General features: G+C 68.8%; 11 protein-coding genes. 8 read left to right on the top strand and 3 right to left on the bottom strand.

Annotated features, from left to right (window positions below; genetic code table 11):
• Positions 1-237: nucleotide-binding protein (locus ACOJTB_RS06340; protein ID WP_420101677.1), on the bottom strand; the 237-nt coding region annotated here is incomplete at its 3' end.
• Positions 238-276: 39 nt separating this feature from the next.
• On the bottom strand, positions 277-1,023 hold the full coding sequence (gene minC / locus ACOJTB_RS06335) for a septum site-determining protein MinC (protein WP_420101676.1): 747 nt from the start codon (positions 1,021-1,023) through the stop codon (positions 277-279).
• 176 nt (positions 1,024-1,199) lie between these two features.
• Between minC and ACOJTB_RS06330 the strand changes: the two genes are divergently transcribed.
• Complete coding sequence (locus ACOJTB_RS06330) at positions 1,200-3,533, top strand: heavy metal translocating P-type ATPase (RefSeq protein WP_420101675.1); 2,334 nt, start codon at positions 1,200-1,202, stop codon at positions 3,531-3,533.
• Positions 3,534-3,769: 236 nt separating this feature from the next.
• On the opposite strand, the gene ACOJTB_RS06325 is transcribed toward ACOJTB_RS06330, so the two are convergent.
• Positions 3,770-4,741 carry a LacI family DNA-binding transcriptional regulator gene (locus tag ACOJTB_RS06325; protein WP_420101674.1) on the bottom strand — a complete coding sequence of 324 codons (972 nt, stop codon included), beginning with the start codon at positions 4,739-4,741 and terminating at the stop codon, positions 3,770-3,772.
• A 162-nt stretch (positions 4,742-4,903) separates the two neighbouring features.
• Between ACOJTB_RS06325 and ptsP the strand changes: the two genes are divergently transcribed.
• The 7 genes from ptsP (at position 4,904) to ACOJTB_RS06290 (ending at position 16,034) form a co-directional block, all read left to right on the top strand.
• The gene (ptsP, locus tag ACOJTB_RS06320; protein WP_420101673.1) at positions 4,904-7,411 is read left to right on the top strand and encodes a phosphoenolpyruvate--protein phosphotransferase; all 2,508 of its coding nucleotides are present in this window, start codon (positions 4,904-4,906) and stop codon (positions 7,409-7,411) included.
• Entirely contained in the window at positions 7,408-8,346 is a 939-nt protein-coding gene (gene pfkB / locus ACOJTB_RS06315; protein WP_420101672.1) for a 1-phosphofructokinase, read from the top strand. Before ptsP ends, pfkB begins: the two co-directional genes overlap by 4 nt.
• A gap of 14 nt (positions 8,347-8,360) precedes the next feature.
• Positions 8,361-10,058, top strand: a complete 1,698-nt coding sequence (locus tag ACOJTB_RS06310; RefSeq protein ID WP_420101671.1) for a PTS fructose transporter subunit IIC — start codon at positions 8,361-8,363, stop codon at positions 10,056-10,058.
• Between the two features lie 577 nt (positions 10,059-10,635).
• Positions 10,636-11,952, top strand: a complete 1,317-nt coding sequence (locus ACOJTB_RS06305) for a porin (protein ID WP_420101670.1) — start codon at positions 10,636-10,638, stop codon at positions 11,950-11,952.
• A gap of 668 nt (positions 11,953-12,620) precedes the next feature.
• Positions 12,621-14,174, top strand: a complete 1,554-nt coding sequence (locus tag ACOJTB_RS06300; RefSeq protein ID WP_420101669.1) for an ABC transporter substrate-binding protein — start codon at positions 12,621-12,623, stop codon at positions 14,172-14,174.
• Between the two features lie 52 nt (positions 14,175-14,226).
• Complete coding sequence (locus ACOJTB_RS06295; RefSeq protein ID WP_420101668.1) at positions 14,227-15,198, top strand: ABC transporter permease; 972 nt, start codon at positions 14,227-14,229, stop codon at positions 15,196-15,198.
• Complete coding sequence (locus ACOJTB_RS06290) at positions 15,195-16,034, top strand: ABC transporter permease (RefSeq protein WP_420101667.1); 840 nt, start codon at positions 15,195-15,197, stop codon at positions 16,032-16,034. The genes ACOJTB_RS06295 and ACOJTB_RS06290 overlap by 4 nt, the downstream gene beginning before the upstream one ends.
• Positions 16,035-16,042: the final 8 nt, after the last annotated feature.

Raw genomic sequence — 16,042 nt, 5'->3', positions numbered from 1 at the left:
CCGCTTGTCGCGGATCAGCGCCTGGGTGAGCTTGGCCTCGCCCTGGATGACGTTGACGAGGTCGTAGACGACGCGGCGCTCGGCGCCCATCACGAGGTCGAGATTGCGCAGCCCGACATCGAAATCGACGACGACGACCTTGTCGCCATTGCGCGCGAGCGCGGCGCCGAGGGCGGCGGTCGACGTCGTCTTGCCGACGCCGCCTTTGCCCGATGTGACCACGATGACCTTGCCCATGAACCAACCCTCTCCCGTTTGAATGAGTGCGCCGGCCGGTCAGGCGAGCGATGCGGCCTTGAAGCTGTCGCCTTCCAGCCAGAGCTGCACGGCCTTGCCGCGCAGGCTCTCGTCCAGATCCTCGGCCGTCTTGTAATAGCCGTCGATGGCGACGAGTTCGGCCTCCAGCCGGCGGCAGAAGATGCGGGCCTCGGCATTGCCCATCGTCCCGGCCATCGCCCGGCCGCGCAGCGTGCCGTAGACATGGATCGAGCCGCCGGCGATGACCTCGGCGCCGGAGGCGACCGAGCCGATGATGGTGATGTCGCCCTCGGTGAAGATCAGCGACTGGCCCGAGCGCACCGGCTCGGTGATTACGATCGAGGAGGGCGTCCTGGGCGCGGCGACGACCGGCGTCACGGCGACGGTCGGCGAAACCGCGGCGTCTGCGACCGGCTGCACTTCGGCGGTCGCGGGCGGCTCGATCTCGGAGGTGGTCCGCCCGTCGCTGAGCGCGGGTGGAAGGTCGGGGCCCAGCATGGAGGGGCGGGCGCCCTCGATGCCCATGATTCGCACCTGACGGGCAGCGAGCTTGCCGACGAGCTCGCGCAGCTCCGCCCGGTCGATATCGAGCCCGGTAATGTCCAGCACCGCTGGCCGGCGCATGAAGAAACCGGCCGAGCGGGAGGCCAGATCGTCGAGCCTGACGAGCCAGTCCTCGAACGGCATCTCCGGCGCGAGCGCCAGGGCCAGGAAGCTGCGCCCTTTCAGGCGGATGGGCCGCGGTTGCGTTAACACGTTGGTCATCTTGGTAAATTTTCGGTTTCTTCGCTCTAGCGCGGGAATGGTTAACAGCCGGTAAATCTTAACGCGGCCGCCGCCATCTCCTGTCAGCGGTTAACGGCGCAAAAGGGGCTTGAACCTGAAGTCGCTAGAGGTTGTAGAGAGGGAGTCTCGATGCGCCACAGAGCAGGAGACGACCCATGTCCGCGACCGGAGAACGCCGGCAGCACGCCTGGAAGGTGGGCGGGATGGATTGCGCCAGCTGCGTCGCCAAGGTTCAGGGCGCACTGGAGACTCTGCCGGGCGTCAGCGATGTCAGCCTCTCGCTGATGTCGGAAACGCTACGCCTCAGCCTCGACGAGTCGCAGACGAAGGCCGATGCGGTCGAGAAGCGGGTCGCCGGCCTCGGCTATCGAATCATCCGCTCCGGCGAGACCGCGCTGGCGCCGGCGAATCAGGGGCAGGGCGGCGCCTGCTGCGGCGATCATGACCACGATCACGACCCCCATGATCATGAGCACCATGATCACGCGCACCAGCATGGTCACGATCACGGCTCCCGAGCCCACGGCCAGGCATCCGCGCCCGAAACCGCCGCCGATCATGGCCATGGCCTGCCGGGTCATGTCCATGAGGCGACGCCCGCAGGCACGCCTTGGTATCGCACGGCCAAGGCCCGTCTCGTGGCCCTCACGGGCACTCTTCTGGCCGGCGCCTGGACGGCGAGCCTCGTCTGGCACGACGCCTCCGGCTGGCTGTTCGTCGCCGCTTGCCTGATCGGCCTCGTCCCGGTGGCCCGCCGCGCCTTGGCCGCCGCGATGGCCGGCATTCCCTTCACCATCGAGATGCTGATGACGATCGCCGCGACGGGCGCGCTGCTGATCGGCGCGGCGGAGGAGGCGGCGCTGGTGGTCTTCCTCTTCGCGGTCGGCGAGGTGCTGGAGGGAGTCGCGGCCGACCGGGCCCGTAACTCGATTCGCGCTTTGGGCGATCTCGTTCCTAAGAACGCTCTACTGGAAGAGGCCGGTACCACGCGCTCGGTCGATGCGGCGAGCCTCGCCATCGGCCAGGTCGTGATGGTGCGCCCCGGCGACCGAATCCCTGCCGATGGCGAGATCGTCTCCGGTGTCTCCGGCATCGACGAAAGCCCCGTCACCGGCGAATCGGTGCCGAAAACCAAGGGCGCGGGCGAGGCCGTCTTCGCCGGATCGGTCAATCGCGAAGCGGTGCTGAGGGTCAAGGTCACGCGCGCGGCGCAGGACAACACCATCGCCCGCATCATCCGGCTGGTCGAGGAGGCGGAGGCCGCCCGCGCTCCGACCGAGCGCTTCATTGACCGCTTCTCGCGGATCTACATGCCGATCATCGTCGGCCTTGCGATCCTCGTCGCGCTGGTGCCGCCGCTGGCCTTCGGCGGCGTCTGGGATGTCTGGATCTACAGGGCGCTGGCGCTGCTGCTCATCGGCTGCCCTTGCGCACTGGTCATTTCGGTCCCGGCCTCGATTGCGGCCTCGCTCTCCACCGGGGCGCGGCAGGGCCTGCTGCTGAAGGGCGGCGTGGTCATCGAGGCGGCCGCCAAGACCGGCATCGTCGCCTTCGACAAGACCGGCACGCTGACGGCGGGCACGCCGCGCGTCACCGAGGTCTTGGCGCTCGGAACGGATGAGCGCCGCGTGCTCGAACTGGCCTCCGCCGTCGAAACCGGATCGAGCCACCCGCTGGCCCTCGCCATTCTCAAGCGGGCCGAGGAGAGCGGCGTCCCGGTGAGGCCTGTGCACGGCGCTGCCGCCATCGCCGGGGAGGGCGTCACCGGATCGCTCGACGGCATCGCGATCTTCGTCGGGGCGCCGCGCCATGCCGAGGCGCGCGCGCCCTTGGACGAGGCGGCGCGGCAGGCGGTGGATCGTCTGGAGAGCGCGGGCAACACCGTCGCAGCCGTGGTCGCCGACGGCGCGCTCGCCGGGCTGATCGCGCTGCGCGACGAGCCGCGCGAGGATGCTGCCGCCGCCATCGCCGAGCTGAAGGCCATGGGCGTGCGCGCGCTGATGCTGACCGGCGACAATGCCCGCACGGCGGCGGCCATCGCCGGCTCGCTCGGCCTCGATCACAAGGCGCAGCTGATGCCGGACGACAAGGCCGCCGCCATCCGCGAGGCGGCCCGGAGCGCCCCGGTGATGATGGTCGGGGACGGCATCAACGACGCCCCGGCGCTCGCCGCCGCCAGTATCGGCGTCGCCATGGGGTCCGGCACCGATGTCGCGCTGGAAACCGCCGATGGCGCGATCCTGAAGAGCCGCGTGCGCGACGTGCCGGCGATGATCCGCCTGGCGCGGGCGACGATGGGCAATATCCGCACCAACATCGCGATCGCGCTCGGTCTCAAGGCGGTGTTTCTGGTGACGAGCGTCGCCGGCTATACGGGGCTGTGGGTCGCGATTCTGGCCGATACGGGCGCGACCGTGATCGTCACCGCCAACGCCCTGCGCCTGCTGCGCTTCGACGCTTCGGGGCAGGCCGGTCGACCGGGCCGCTGAGGCCCATTCTCACGTGATGCCGCCGGGTGGAACCATGGCGGCATCATGGCGGTTTGTCTCCCGCTGGGACGCAAGGGAGGCGACGATGGGTTTGATGGAGATCAGCGTGATCCTGGCCTGCGCTTCGGCGTTCGGCTTTTACATCACGGCGGGCGATCACTGAGCATTCCGCTGAAAAGGGGAAGCTGCTTTTCGAGGCAATCCAATTCCCGGCCGTGATCTCAGGCCCGGAAGGGTCAACGCGCGATGCAGCGGGCCTGCAGAACGAGCCGGCGCGCCGCCGAATCGGGGTTGGCACAGCGGTCCAGCAGCATCTGAAGGGCGCTGCGGCCGATCTCTTCTGTGGGCTGTGCCATGACGGTCAGGCCCCCGCCGACGATCTCGGTCCAGGGCTCGTCGTCGAAGCCCGCAATGCCGATGTCGCGGGGAATGGCCAGCCCTGCCTTGAGCAAGGCGCGCGTCATTTGCACCAGCATCACGCCGTTGCTGGCGATCAGCGCTTCCGGCCGGGCGGGGCGGCGAAGGATCTCGTCCACCGCGGCTTCGGCGAAGCCGTTGCCATGGTCGAGGAAGCACCCATCCGGTTCGAGGCCGAGTTCGCACATCGCGCGCTCATAGCCCTCGCGGCGTTCGCGACCGGTCGTGCTCGCCGCTCCGAAGAAGCCTGCGATGCGGGTATAACCCCGCGCCATGTGCAGATGTCGAACGAGTTCCGCGCAGGCGCCGGCATTGTCCAGCACGACCGCATCATGCTGCGAAGCCGGCGCCGCCCGGTCGATCAGCACCAGCGGGAAGGTGAGCCGCGTGCGGGCGAGTGCATCGGCGCTGGCCCGCGTCGGGGCGAAAATCGCGCCGGTGACGCGCTCTTCCTCCATCAGGCGCAGATACATCTGCTCCTTCGCTTCGTTCTCGTCGGTGTTGCAGAGAATGACCCGCAGGCCCTTGGCGAAGGCGGCATCCTCCACCGCACGGCTGACGGCGGTGAAGAACGGGTTGCGGATATCGGCCACGATGAGGCCGATCGTGCCGCTCTCGCGCGAGCGCAGCCGGCGTGCGGCGAGATTGGGCCGGTACCCGGTGGCGACCACCGCCTGCTCGACCCGCGCGCGCATCGCGGCATCGACCGGCTTGCCGGCCAGGGTGCGTGAAACCGTGGCTGTGGAAACGCCCGCCAGCGCGGCGACCTGCTTGATGCCGATGCGACCCATGGAAAAACGTTTTCTCGCAAAGCGATGCCGAACCAGCAGATCAGACTAATGAAATCGTCGAAAGATGCCAGCATTGCCGATGTTGCAGTGCAGGATTGACAGTCGTCGAGAAAACGTTTTCTCAATCAGCCAACCAGAACAATCCCGTGGGAGGATGCGTCCATGTCCGCCGTTTCAGCCCTGTCGCTGCCGCGCGACCTGATCCGCCTCGGCGCGGCGCCGGCCGACAAGCGGGCCGCGATCGCCGAAGCAGCCCAATTGCTGCTGGCCGGCGGCTGTGTCGAGCCGGGCTATGCCGAGAGCATGCTGAAGCGCGAGGCGGTGGCGAACACCTATCTCGGCTCCGGCGTCGCCATCCCGCATGGAACCGTCGAGGACAAGCATCTGGTGCGGCGGGACGCCATCGCCGTCCTCCAGATTCCCGGTGGGCTGGAGTGGAATCCGGGCCAGCGTGTGCATCTGGTGATCGGCATCGCCGCGCGGTCGGACGGCCATATCGCCATCCTGCGCCGCCTGACGCGCCTGATCCAGGACGAAGCGCTGCTGGAGCGGCTGGGCACGACGCAGGATGCGGACGCCATTGCCGCCGCCCTTCTGGGGGAGGTTCCGGCCGCTCCCGCATCGGCCCCGGCCGCGGATCTCGCCATCACGCGCGAGTGGACGGTGTCCTACCCCTCCGGCCTGCATGCCCGCCCGGCCACCGCCTGGGGCGAGGCGGCGAGGGCCATCGGCGCGCCGCTGCGCCTGCGCCATGGCGGCGAGAGCGCCGATCCGCGCAATCTCGTCGGCCTGCTGCAACTCGGCCTGAAGCAGGGCGACGTCGTGACTCTCTCCACCAGCGCCGAAGCGGGCGAGGCCGCGCTGGCCCGCTTCGTTCACGCCATCGACGCCCTGCTGCCCGAGGAGAAGGCCCAGGCCGAACGCGCCGCCGCCAAGGCCGCGCGCCCGAGGAACGGCTGGGTCCCGCCCAGCGGGCTGAAGCCGATCGCGGCCATCGCCGCCAGCCCTGGTCTCGCCATCGGCAAGGCACATGGCCTGTCGTCGAAGCCCGTGGCGGTGCCGGACCGGCCCATCGATCTCGGCCAGGGCGCGGCCCTGCTCGACGAGGCGATCGGCCGTACCCGTCTGCAGATGAAGGCGCTGATCGACGACACCGCCCGCCGCCTCGGCGCCGCCGATGCCCGGATCTTCGAAGCCCAGGCCGCGCTGCTGGACGACACCGATCTCATCACGCTGACCTGCCAGGGCATGGTCGCCGGCCATGGCGTCGCTTTCGCCTGGAACGAGGCGGTCGAGGCCATGGCGGGCAAGCTCGCGGGGCTCGGCAACCCGGTGCTGGCGGCGCGTGCGGCCGATCTGCGCGATATCGGCCGGCGCGTGCTCGGCCAGATCGACCCCGCGCTGGCGGGTGCCATCCCGGCCGCCTTGCCGGAGGGGGACAACATCCTGATCGCTTCCGATCTGTCGCCTTCCGATACGGCCGGGCTCGATCCCGCCCGTGTTGCCGGCCTTGCCACGGCGCTGGGCGGCCCGACCTCTCACACCGCCATCCTTGCCCGCACGCTGGGCCTGCCCGCCGTGGTGGCGGGCGGCGAGCCGCTGCTCGCCATTGCCGACGGCACGACCGTGATCGTCGATGGCGATGCCGGCCTCGTCTATGCCGCTCCCGCCGAGGCCGACCTCGCCTCGGCGCGCGACTGGCTCGCCGCGCTCGCCCGCAAGCGCGAGGCTGAAGAAGCCGAGCGCCAGTCCCCGGCGGTGACGACGGATGGGCACGCCATCGCCATCGGCGCCAATGTCAATCAGCCGGCGCAATTGCCGCTGGCGCTCTCGCACGGCGCCGAGGGCGTCGGGCTGATGCGCACCGAGTTCCTCTTCCTCGAACGCGGCCAGACCCCGAGCGAGGACGAGCAGTTCGAGACCTATCGCGCCATGCTCGCCGGGCTGGAGGGCCGTCCGCTGATCGTGCGCGCGCTGGATATCGGCGGCGACAAGCAGGTCGCGCATCTCGAACTGCCGCATGAGGAGAATCCCTTCCTCGGCGTGCGCGGCGCGCGGCTGCTGCTGCGCCGCCCCGACCTGCTGGAGCCGCAGCTGCGCGCGCTCTACCGCGCGGCGAAAGAGGGCGGCGATCTTCAGATCATGTTCCCGATGATCACATCGGTCGAAGAGGTCCTGACTCTGAAGGAGCATTGCGAGCGCATCCGCGCCGCGCTCGATGCGCCCGCCGTGCCGATCGGCATCATGATCGAGGTGCCGGCCGCAGCCGCCATGGCCGATATCCTCGCCGCCCATGTCGATTTCTTCTCGATCGGCACCAACGACCTCACGCAATACACACTCGCCATCGACCGGCAGAACCCGGCGCTCGCGCCCGAGGCCGACAGCCTCCACCCGGCGGTGCTGCGCCTGATCGACCAGACGGTGAAGGGCGCGGCGCAGCATGGGCGCTGGGTCGGCGTCTGCGGCGGCATCGCCGGCGATCCCTTCGGCGCGACGCTGCTCGCCGGTCTCGGCGTCGCCGAATTGTCGATGACGCCGCGCGACATTCCGCCGGTGAAGGCGCGGCTGCGGGCCGGCGCCCAGGCTGATTTCGCCGCGCTCGCCCGCAAGGCGCTGACGCTGGACGGAGCCGCCGCCGTGCGTGCGCTGGACGGGCCTGGCGCATGACCATCGCGACCATCACGCTCAACCCCGCCATCGACCAGACCGTGACGCTCGATGAGCTGCGTCGCGGCCATGTCCACCGTGTCGCCAGCGTCCGCTTCAATGCCGGCGGCAAGGGCGTCAATGTCGCCTCCTGTCTCGCCGATTGGGGTTTGCCGGTGGCCACCTCCGGCCTGCTCGGCCGCGACAACGCCGGTTCCTTCGAAGCGCTGTTCCGCGCCAAGGGCATCGAGGACCGCTTCATCCGCGTCGATGGCGCGACGCGGACCAATATCAAGCTGGTCGACGAGACCGAGACCACCGACATCAACCTGCCGGGCTTCTCTGCGACAGCCGAGGCGCTGGCGCGCGCCGCTGACGAGGCCGTCGCTCTCTCGGCCCGGTGCGATCTTGCGGTGCTGGCCGGCAGCCTGCCGCCCGGCGCGCCGCCGGACCATTACGCCGATCTGCTCGCTCGGTTGCAGCCGGCCGGCAAGCCGGTGATCCTCGATGCCAGCGGCGCGGCACTCTCGGCCGCGCTGGCCGGGCCCGTGAAGCCCCATGCCATCAAGCCGAATATCGCCGAACTCGCCGAATGGGCCGGCGAGCCCTGCGCGGGGATCGCCGAGGTGGCGCGGGTCGCCCGCAAACTCCAGGCCTCCGGCATTGCGCTCGTCGTCGTTTCCATGGGTGCCGAGGGCGCCCTGTTCTGCGCGGCGGACGGCCTGCTGAGCGCCCGCCTGCCGGCCGTCTCCGGGGGCAGCATGGTCGGCGCCGGCGATGCGATGGTGGCGGGAATCGCCGCTGCGCTGGCCGAAGGCGCCGATCTGGAACGCACCGCCCGTCTGGCGAGCGCCTTCGCGGTCGGCAAGCTCGGCCTGCCCGGCCCCAACCTGCCGGCGCGCGACATCATCGAAAAGCTGGCGGCACAGGCCGGCATCGACACCCCGAGCTGGTGAGGGAGCAAAGCGTCATGCGCAAGATCTGGGCGACCATCGCGGCTCCCGACGAGGGCGTTTCCGCCGTTCTGGCCGGCGAAGCCCTGCGCGAAGCCGCCAAGGCCGCAGGGCAAGCCCTCGAGATCGAAATCCGCCGTGGCGGGGCGGTGCTGCAACCGATCGACCCGCGCGAGGCCGCGCCCGACGACATCTGGCTCGCCATCGGCGACGGGCAGGGCGCCGATCCGCGCTTCGCGGGCCTGACGCGCGAGGAGGCGACTCTGAAGGAGGTGCTGGCGGATGCGCCCGCCATGATCGCGCGTCTCGCCACGAGCGAGGCGCGGCCCGCCACGGCCCAAGCGCCCGCCGGTCGGCGCAGGATCGTCGCGATCACCTCTTGTCCGACCGGCATCGCCCATACTTTCATGGCGGCGGAAGGGCTGACCCAGGCGGCCGCGGCGCTCGGCCACGAGATCCGCGTCGAGACGCAAGGCTCGGTCGGCGCCGGCACGCCCTTGACGCCCGAGGAGATCGCCGCCGCCGACATCGTGTTGATCGCGGCCGATCGCGAGGTCGATCGCGGCCGCTTCGCCGGCAAGCGCGTCTTCGCCGGTGGCACCAAGCCCGCCATCACCGGCGGTCAGGCTCTGATCACCCGCGCGCTCGTCGAAGCGCAGATGCAGGGCGGGACGGCGGATGCCGCGGCCACGGCGCCCAGCGCCGGCCCCTACAAGCATCTGATGACCGGCGTCTCCTTCATGCTGCCCTTCGTGGTGGCCGGCGGACTGCTGATCGCCATCGCCTTCGCGCTCGGCGGCATCTACGTCACCGAGGACAAGGCGGCCGGCACTTTCGCGCATACCCTGTTCCTGATCGGCGCCAAGGGCGCCTTCACCCTGATGGTGCCGGCGCTGGCGGGCTATATCGCCTATTCCATCGCCGATCGGCCGGGCATCGCGCCCGGCATGATCGGCGGCGTGCTGGCGAACATGCTCGGCGCGGGCTTCCTGGGCGGCATCGCGGCGGGCTTCATCGCCGGCTACGGCACGGATGCGATGAACCGCTGGATCCGCCTGCCGCGCACGCTGCAGGGTCTGAAACCGGTGCTGATCCTGCCGCTGCTCGGCACGGTGCTGACAGGCGTCGCGATGATGTATGTCGTGGGAACGCCGGTGGCGTCGCTGCTCGCCTTCCTCACCGACTGGCTCCGCGGCATGCAGGGGTCGAGCGCGATCCTGCTCGGTCTTCTGCTCGGCGGCATGATGGCGGTCGATATGGGCGGCCCGGTCAACAAGGCGAGCTACGCCTTCTCCACCGCGCTGATTTCCAGCCAGATCTACGGGCCGATGGCGGCGACGATGGTGGGCGGCATGACCCCGCCATTGGCGCTCGCCCTGGCGACGTGGCTCTTCGCGCGGCGCTTCACCGCCGATGAGCGCGAGGCCGCCGGCCCCGCCGCCGTGCTCGGCCTCGCTTTCGTCACCGAGGGCGCGATTCCCTTCTGCGCGCGCGACCCCTTCCGCGTCATTCCCGCCCTGATCGCCGGCTCGGCGCTGGCGGGCGGCATCAGCATGGCCGTGGCGGCCGAGCTGCGCGTGCCCCATGGCGGCGTCTTCGTGCTGCCGATCCCCGGCGCGGTGACGCATCTGGCAGGATATGTCGTCGCCTTGGTCGCGGGCACGCTGCTGAGCGCCGTGCTCCTCGGCCTGCTGAAGCGAGACGCCGCGGCCTGAGGCCGCCCGCCATCCGGCCACCCGGCGGCATCCGCCTCCCATCGGGAGCGGATGTCCCCCACGCCCCGGCGCCCCATGCCGCCCCGGAATGCCGGGCGGCGCCGGCGCGATCCGCGCGAAATGCCGGCTGCGCCGTGCCCGAAAGACCGCCCCGGCTCCTTCCCGCCGCCCCTCCGAGCGTCCATGGCGGCGGCGATTCTGTTCCGAGGCGAAGAATCGCCCGCGCGTTCGCCAGCGAAAACCGTCCTGAGCCGGCGCGAAAACCCGCTATTTCGTAAACGCTTTGTTTAGGTTTTTGCGCCTCTCCCTGCGAAAATGTGGCGACATGGCAACACCGGTGCCCAAAGCACCCCATGTGGCGGGCCGGAGACATGATCGCGGTTGATCGGCGGGGCGGCTTTCGTATGGTGGTCCTGCGTCGGGACGTTCCCGGTCGCTGTTTTTCACCTTCGTCTCTGAATTGGGTCAGGGGCGCGGTTGAAAGGCCGGGAATAGGCAGGTTCTGCAGTCGGGCCGTATGGTCTGGGGCAGGGGGGCCAAAGCCCGAGGGTCTCGAAACTCTTTTGGAGGTTACCACATGAAGCTCGTTAAGAGCCTCCTCCTCGGTTCCGCCGCCGGCATCGCCGCGGTTGCCGGGGCTCAGGCCGCTGACCTGCCGTCGCGTAAGGCGGCGCCGGTCGAGTACGTTCGCGTCTGCTCCGCCTTCGGCGCAGGCTTCTTCTACATCCCGGGCACGGACACCTGCCTCCGCGTCGGCGGCCGCGTCCGCGCTGAGTATCTCGTTCAGCAGCGCTTCAACGGTCTCGGCGTCGACACCCAGGACCAGTACGGCTTCCGCGCTCGCGGCCGCATCTACGTCGATGCCCGCAACCAGACCGCCTACGGCACGCTCCGCACCTTCGTCCGCGTCGACACCACCATTTCGAACGGCTCGTACGGCCAGGGCGTGAACTCGACCGGTTCGCAGTTCACCACCACGCCTGGCGGCGCTGGCACCACCTCGGTCGGTCTCGACCGCGCCTTCGTCCAGTTCGGCCCCATCACCGCCGGTCGTTCGCAGTCGTTCTTCGACTTCTACGCCGACGCGCTGAACTACGGCCCGATCCGCGGCTCGGACAACGTCGTCAACCTGCTCGCCTACACCGCGACCTTCGGCTCGGGCTTCTCGGCCACGATCGCTCTGGAAGACTCCAACGAGCATCGCGTTGCCAACGGCAACTTCGTCCAGGCCGGTTCGGACTATCCGGATCTCGTCGGCTCGCTGAACGTCACCCAGGGCTGGGGCTCCGCTCAGCTGTCGGGCGCCGTGTTCCAGCGTAAGACGGTCGGCACCTTCGGCGTCGGCACGGGCGACAAGACCGGCTTCGCCATCCAGGGCGGCGTCAAGATCAGCCTGCCCATGCTCGCCGCTGGCGACGAGCTCTGGTTGCAGGCTGCCTACACCGAGGGCGGCATCTCCTATCTCGGCTACGGCGGCAACTCGGCCGGCTCGACCTGGGGCGCCAACACCAACGTCGGCCGTCTCCTGATCACCAACAACGATGCCAACATCGGCCTCAATGGTTCGATCAAGCTGACCAAGGGCTACGCCCTGACCGCCGGCTTCCTGCACTACTGGACCCCCACGATCCGTCAGGCCGTGTATGGTTCGTACTCGAAGCTCGACTACGCGAACGGCATCGGCGCGGTCACCGCGATCGGTCTCGACCCGACCGAGTGGCGCGTTGGTTCGAACCTGATCTGGTCGCCGGTTGCCGGTCTCGACATCGGCGTCGAGGTCCTCTACGCCAAGGCCGAGGTCAAGAACTTCGTGGCTGCCGCCGGCCGCCCGGGCGTTCTGATCAAGTCGGACGACTCCTTCTCGGGCCGTCTGCGCATCCAGCGCGACTTCTGATCGGTTCTCCGATCTCAGTCGGAAGCCCCGGGGAAACCCGGGGCTTTTTTCGTTTTGGGGCCTGCTGATGGTGCCCCAAAACACCGGCCCGCCCCCGAGCCTGATCCGGAACCATTCCCCAACCTCGCTGCTCAGCGCGCCAGAATGGCCCGTCTGCCGGGGTCCGTCCTCGGCTCGGCCGAGGGCAGGGACTGACGGCGCGCCCTGGATGGCCTGCGCTTCCCTCGAAAAAGCGATCTTTGAAAATCCCTGCAGCATGGGGCTGTCCGGAAACGGGCAGTCCAATGCTCCAGCGATTTGGTCTCGTGGTAGGGCCCGCGGCGGTCACCATCCTGCCTTGGGCCTCGACCGGCGCCCTGCCGGCCACCTCAGCGGTGTCAGTTCTTTCGGCGTGCGCGCCTCTGCGGCCGCAAAGCTAACCCCGACCGTATCCCCCCATCGGCCAAGGCCTTTACCCGGTCGTCCTGCAAGGTGCCGGCAAATGTGGGGAATTTCGCATGCCGAGATTCGCGCCATCTGCGCTGCTTCGCAGCGACGATTGCTGCCAATCAGGGCACCAAATATATTGATATACCGATATATCGCTGTTTGACTGAGGGCTGGGTTCACGATCGCAGCACCCGGAGCAGGCAGGCAAAGCCGAGACCGGCGAAGTCCAGGAGCGCTTGATGAAACTGAGACATCTTCTGTTGGTTGCCTTGTCTTCGCTCGCCCTCTCCCATGGTGCGGGGGCTCAGCCCGTCCCCGGCGGGCGCGCCAATCTGATCGTCCAGCCGGAGCCTCCGAGCCTGATGCTCGGCCTCGTGACGAATGCGCCGACGCAGCTCGTCGCCGGCCAGATCTATGAAGGCCTGCTGCGCTACGACGACAAGCTCAAGCCGATGCCGTCCCTGGCGAAGTCATGGGAGATCTCCCCGGACGGGCTGACCTACACTTTCAAGCTGCAGGAGGGCGTGACCTGGCACGACGGCAAGCCCTTCTCCTCGGCCGACGTCCTGTTCTCGGCCAAGGACTTCCTGATGAAGGCCCAGCCGCGGCATCGCAACACGATGAGCCGCATCGCCGACGTCACGGCCCCCGACGCCAGCACCGTCGTCTTCACGCTGAAGGAGCCCTTCGAGCCGCTCATCCGCGGCTTCGCCTTCTGGACCATGCCGATCGTGCCCAAGCACATCTACGAGGGCACGGACTACCAGACCAACCCGGCCAATGAGCGCCCGATCGGCACCGGGCCCTTCAAGTTCGAGAGCTGGAGCAAGGGCAGCAACATCCATCTGGTGAAGAACGAGGCCTACTACATCAAGGGCAAGCCCTATCTCCAGGACCTCTACTACCATGTCATTCCGGACGGAGCCGCGCGCGCCGTCGCCTACGAGACCGGCAAGGTCGACGTGCTGCCCGGCGGCTCGATCGAGAATTTCGACGTGCCGCGCGTCTCGAAGCTGAAGAACACCTGCATCACCGACAAGGGGCGAGAATTCGACTCGCCGCTCTCCTTCATGTGGCTGAACAATCGCAAGGCGCCGTTCAGCGACAAGCGCTTCCGCCAGGCGGTGATGTACGCCATGGACCGGCAATTCGCGCTCGACGTCCTGTGGAACGGCATCGGCAAGGTCTCGACGGGCCCTATCGCCGGCACGACGCCGTTCTACTCCAAGGTGCAGCCGCAATATCCCCGCGACGTGAAGAAGGCCAAGGCCCTGCTGGCCGAGATGAAATATGACGGCAAGCCGGTGAAGCTGCTGCCCTTGCCCTATGGCGAGACCTGGCAGCGCTGGGCCGAGGCGGTGAAGCAGAACCTCGCCGAGGCCGGCATTCCGGTCGAGATCGAGGCCACGGACGTCGCCGGCTGGAACCGCCGCCTGTCCGACTGGGAATACGATATGGCCTTCACCTTCCTGTTCCAGAACGGCGACCCGGCGCTGGGCGTGGAGCGCAACTACATCTCCTCGCAGATCTCCAAGGGAAGCCCCTGGAACAATGTCGAGGGCTATTCGAACCCGGAGGTCGACAAGCTCTTCGCCGCGGCCGCCGTCGCTTCCCCGGCCGCCCCGCGCCAGGCGCTCTACGACAAGGTGCAGTCGCTCGTGCAGGAGGACGTGCCGGTCGCCTGGCTGCTCGATCTCGGCTTCCCGACGATCTACCGCTGCGATTTCCAGGATCTCGTCACCACCGCGAACGGGCTGAACGACTCGCTGCGCGACACCTGGATCAAGCGCTGACGCCCATGGCCCGGCGCCTCCCGGCGCCGGGCCGCTTCACCGGGGACCGACCATGATCCGCTTCATCCTCGCGCGGCTCGGCAAGATGGTGATCATCCTGATCGGGATCGTCATCCTGAACTTCGCCCTGATCCATGCCGCACCCGGCGATCCGGCGGCGGTGATGGCCGGCGAGGCGGGCGAAAGCGACGCGATCTTCGTGCAGCAGCTGCGCGAGCGCTTCGGCCTCGACAAGCCGCTGCCGGTCCAGCTGGGCCTTTATCTCGGCAATATCCTGCGGCTCGATTTCGGCTTCTCCTATCGCCAAAACCTGCCCGTCATCGACCTGATCCTCGACCGGCTGCCGGCGACCTTGCTGCTCTCGGGCTCGGCCTTCGTGATCTCGCTCGCGCTCGGCATCCTCGCCGGCGTTCTGGCCGCCTCGCGCCAGGGCAAGCCCTCCGACTCGGTCATCTCGACGCTCGCCCTGCTGTTCTATGCCACGCCGCTGTTCTGGCTGGCGCTGATGGCCGTGCTGCTCTTCTCGGTCCAGCTCGGCTGGTTCCCCGGCTTCGGCTATGAGACGGTCGGCTCCGGCTATACCGGCCTCGCCCGCATCCTCGACATTCTGCACCACCTCGTCCTGCCCGCGACGACGCTCGGCCTGTTCTTCATGGCCGTCTATGTGCGGATGACGCGGGCCTCGATGCTGGAGGTCTCGCGGCTCGATTTCGTCCGCACGGCCCGCGCCAAGGGGCTTCGGCCGGCCAAGGTCCTGCGCCGCCATGTGCTGCGCAACGCGATCCTCCCCGTCGTCACCCTCGCCGGCCTCCAGGCGGGGCAGCTCGTCGGCGGCGCGGTGCTGATCGAGACGGTCTTCGCCTGGCCGGGCATCGGCCGGCTGATGTTCGAGGCCCTCGGCCAGCGCGACTACAACCTGCTGCTGGGCATCTTCACCGTCTCGGCGGCGATGGTGCTGCTCTTCAACCTGCTCACCGACCTTCTCTACCGGCTGGTCGATCCGCGCATCGGAGCCTCGGCATGAGCGAGTTCTGGACGCGCTTCGCGCGCAATCGCGGCGCGGTGGTCGGTCTTGCGATCCTCCTCCTCGTCATCGTGCTCGCCGCGGCGGCGCCCTTCCTGTTCCCGCGCTCCCCCTGGACGATGGTGCAGCGCCCCTTCCTGCCGCCCTTCGCCAACGACGCCTTTCCGCTCGGCACCGACACGATGGGCCGCGACGTGGCGTCGGCGGTGGCCCATGGCGCCCATGTCTCGCTGCTGGTCGGCCTCGTCTCGACCATCGCCTCCCTGCTCATCGGCATCCCGATCGGGGCGGTGGCGGGCTATTACGGCGGCCGGGTCGAGGACGCGCTGATGCGCTTCACCGAGTTCTTCCAGAGCATCCCGAGCTTCGCCTTCGCGGTGGTCCTGGTTGCGATCTTCCGGCCCAGCCTGGTCTCGATCGTGATCGCTATCGCGCTGGTGAGCTGGCCGCCGGTCGCCAGGCTGCTGCGCGCCGAGGTGATGGCCCTGCGCTCGCGCGAATTCGTCGAGGCCGCGATCCTCTCCGGCCAGCGCAGCCCGACGGTGATCTGGCGCCAGATCCTGCCCAACACGCTGTCGCCGATCATCGTCCTCGCCACCATGATGGTCGCCGCCGCGATCCTGATCGAGAGCGCGCTCTCCTTCCTCGGCCTCGGCGATCCCAACATCATGTCCTGGGGCTATGTGATCGGCGCGGGCCGCACTGTCATCCGCCAGGCCTGGTGGGTCAGCTTCTTCCCGGGCTTCGCGATCCTGCTGACGGTGCTGGCGCTGAACCTGATCGGCGAGGGGCTCAACGACGCCCTCAATCCGCGCCTCGCGCGCCGCACGCGGTGAGGAGAGGG

The organism is Allobosea sp. (assembly GCF_048595345.1).
Taxonomy (GTDB): Bacteria; Pseudomonadota; Alphaproteobacteria; order Rhizobiales; family Beijerinckiaceae; genus Allobosea.
This window is presented reverse-complemented; position numbering and strand designations above follow the sequence as displayed.

Bases quoted from the DNA above. Each gene is read 5' to 3' on its own strand.
- minC (WP_420101676.1), bottom strand. From the start codon at position 1,023: ATGACCAACGTGTTAACGCAACCGCGGCCCATCCGCCTGAAAGGGCGC.
- ACOJTB_RS06330 (WP_420101675.1), top strand. From the start codon at position 1,200: ATGTCCGCGACCGGAGAACGCCGGCAGCACGCCTGGAAGGTGGGCGGG.
- ACOJTB_RS06325 (WP_420101674.1), bottom strand. From the start codon at position 4,741: ATGGGTCGCATCGGCATCAAGCAGGTCGCCGCGCTGGCGGGCGTTTCC.
- ptsP (WP_420101673.1), top strand. From the start codon at position 4,904: ATGTCCGCCGTTTCAGCCCTGTCGCTGCCGCGCGACCTGATCCGCCTC.
- pfkB (WP_420101672.1), top strand. From the start codon at position 7,408: ATGACCATCGCGACCATCACGCTCAACCCCGCCATCGACCAGACCGTG.
- ACOJTB_RS06310 (WP_420101671.1), top strand. From the start codon at position 8,361: ATGCGCAAGATCTGGGCGACCATCGCGGCTCCCGACGAGGGCGTTTCC.
- ACOJTB_RS06305 (WP_420101670.1), top strand. From the start codon at position 10,636: ATGAAGCTCGTTAAGAGCCTCCTCCTCGGTTCCGCCGCCGGCATCGCC.
- ACOJTB_RS06300 (WP_420101669.1), top strand. From the start codon at position 12,621: ATGAAACTGAGACATCTTCTGTTGGTTGCCTTGTCTTCGCTCGCCCTC.
- ACOJTB_RS06295 (WP_420101668.1), top strand. From the start codon at position 14,227: ATGATCCGCTTCATCCTCGCGCGGCTCGGCAAGATGGTGATCATCCTG.
- ACOJTB_RS06290 (WP_420101667.1), top strand. From the start codon at position 15,195: ATGAGCGAGTTCTGGACGCGCTTCGCGCGCAATCGCGGCGCGGTGGTC.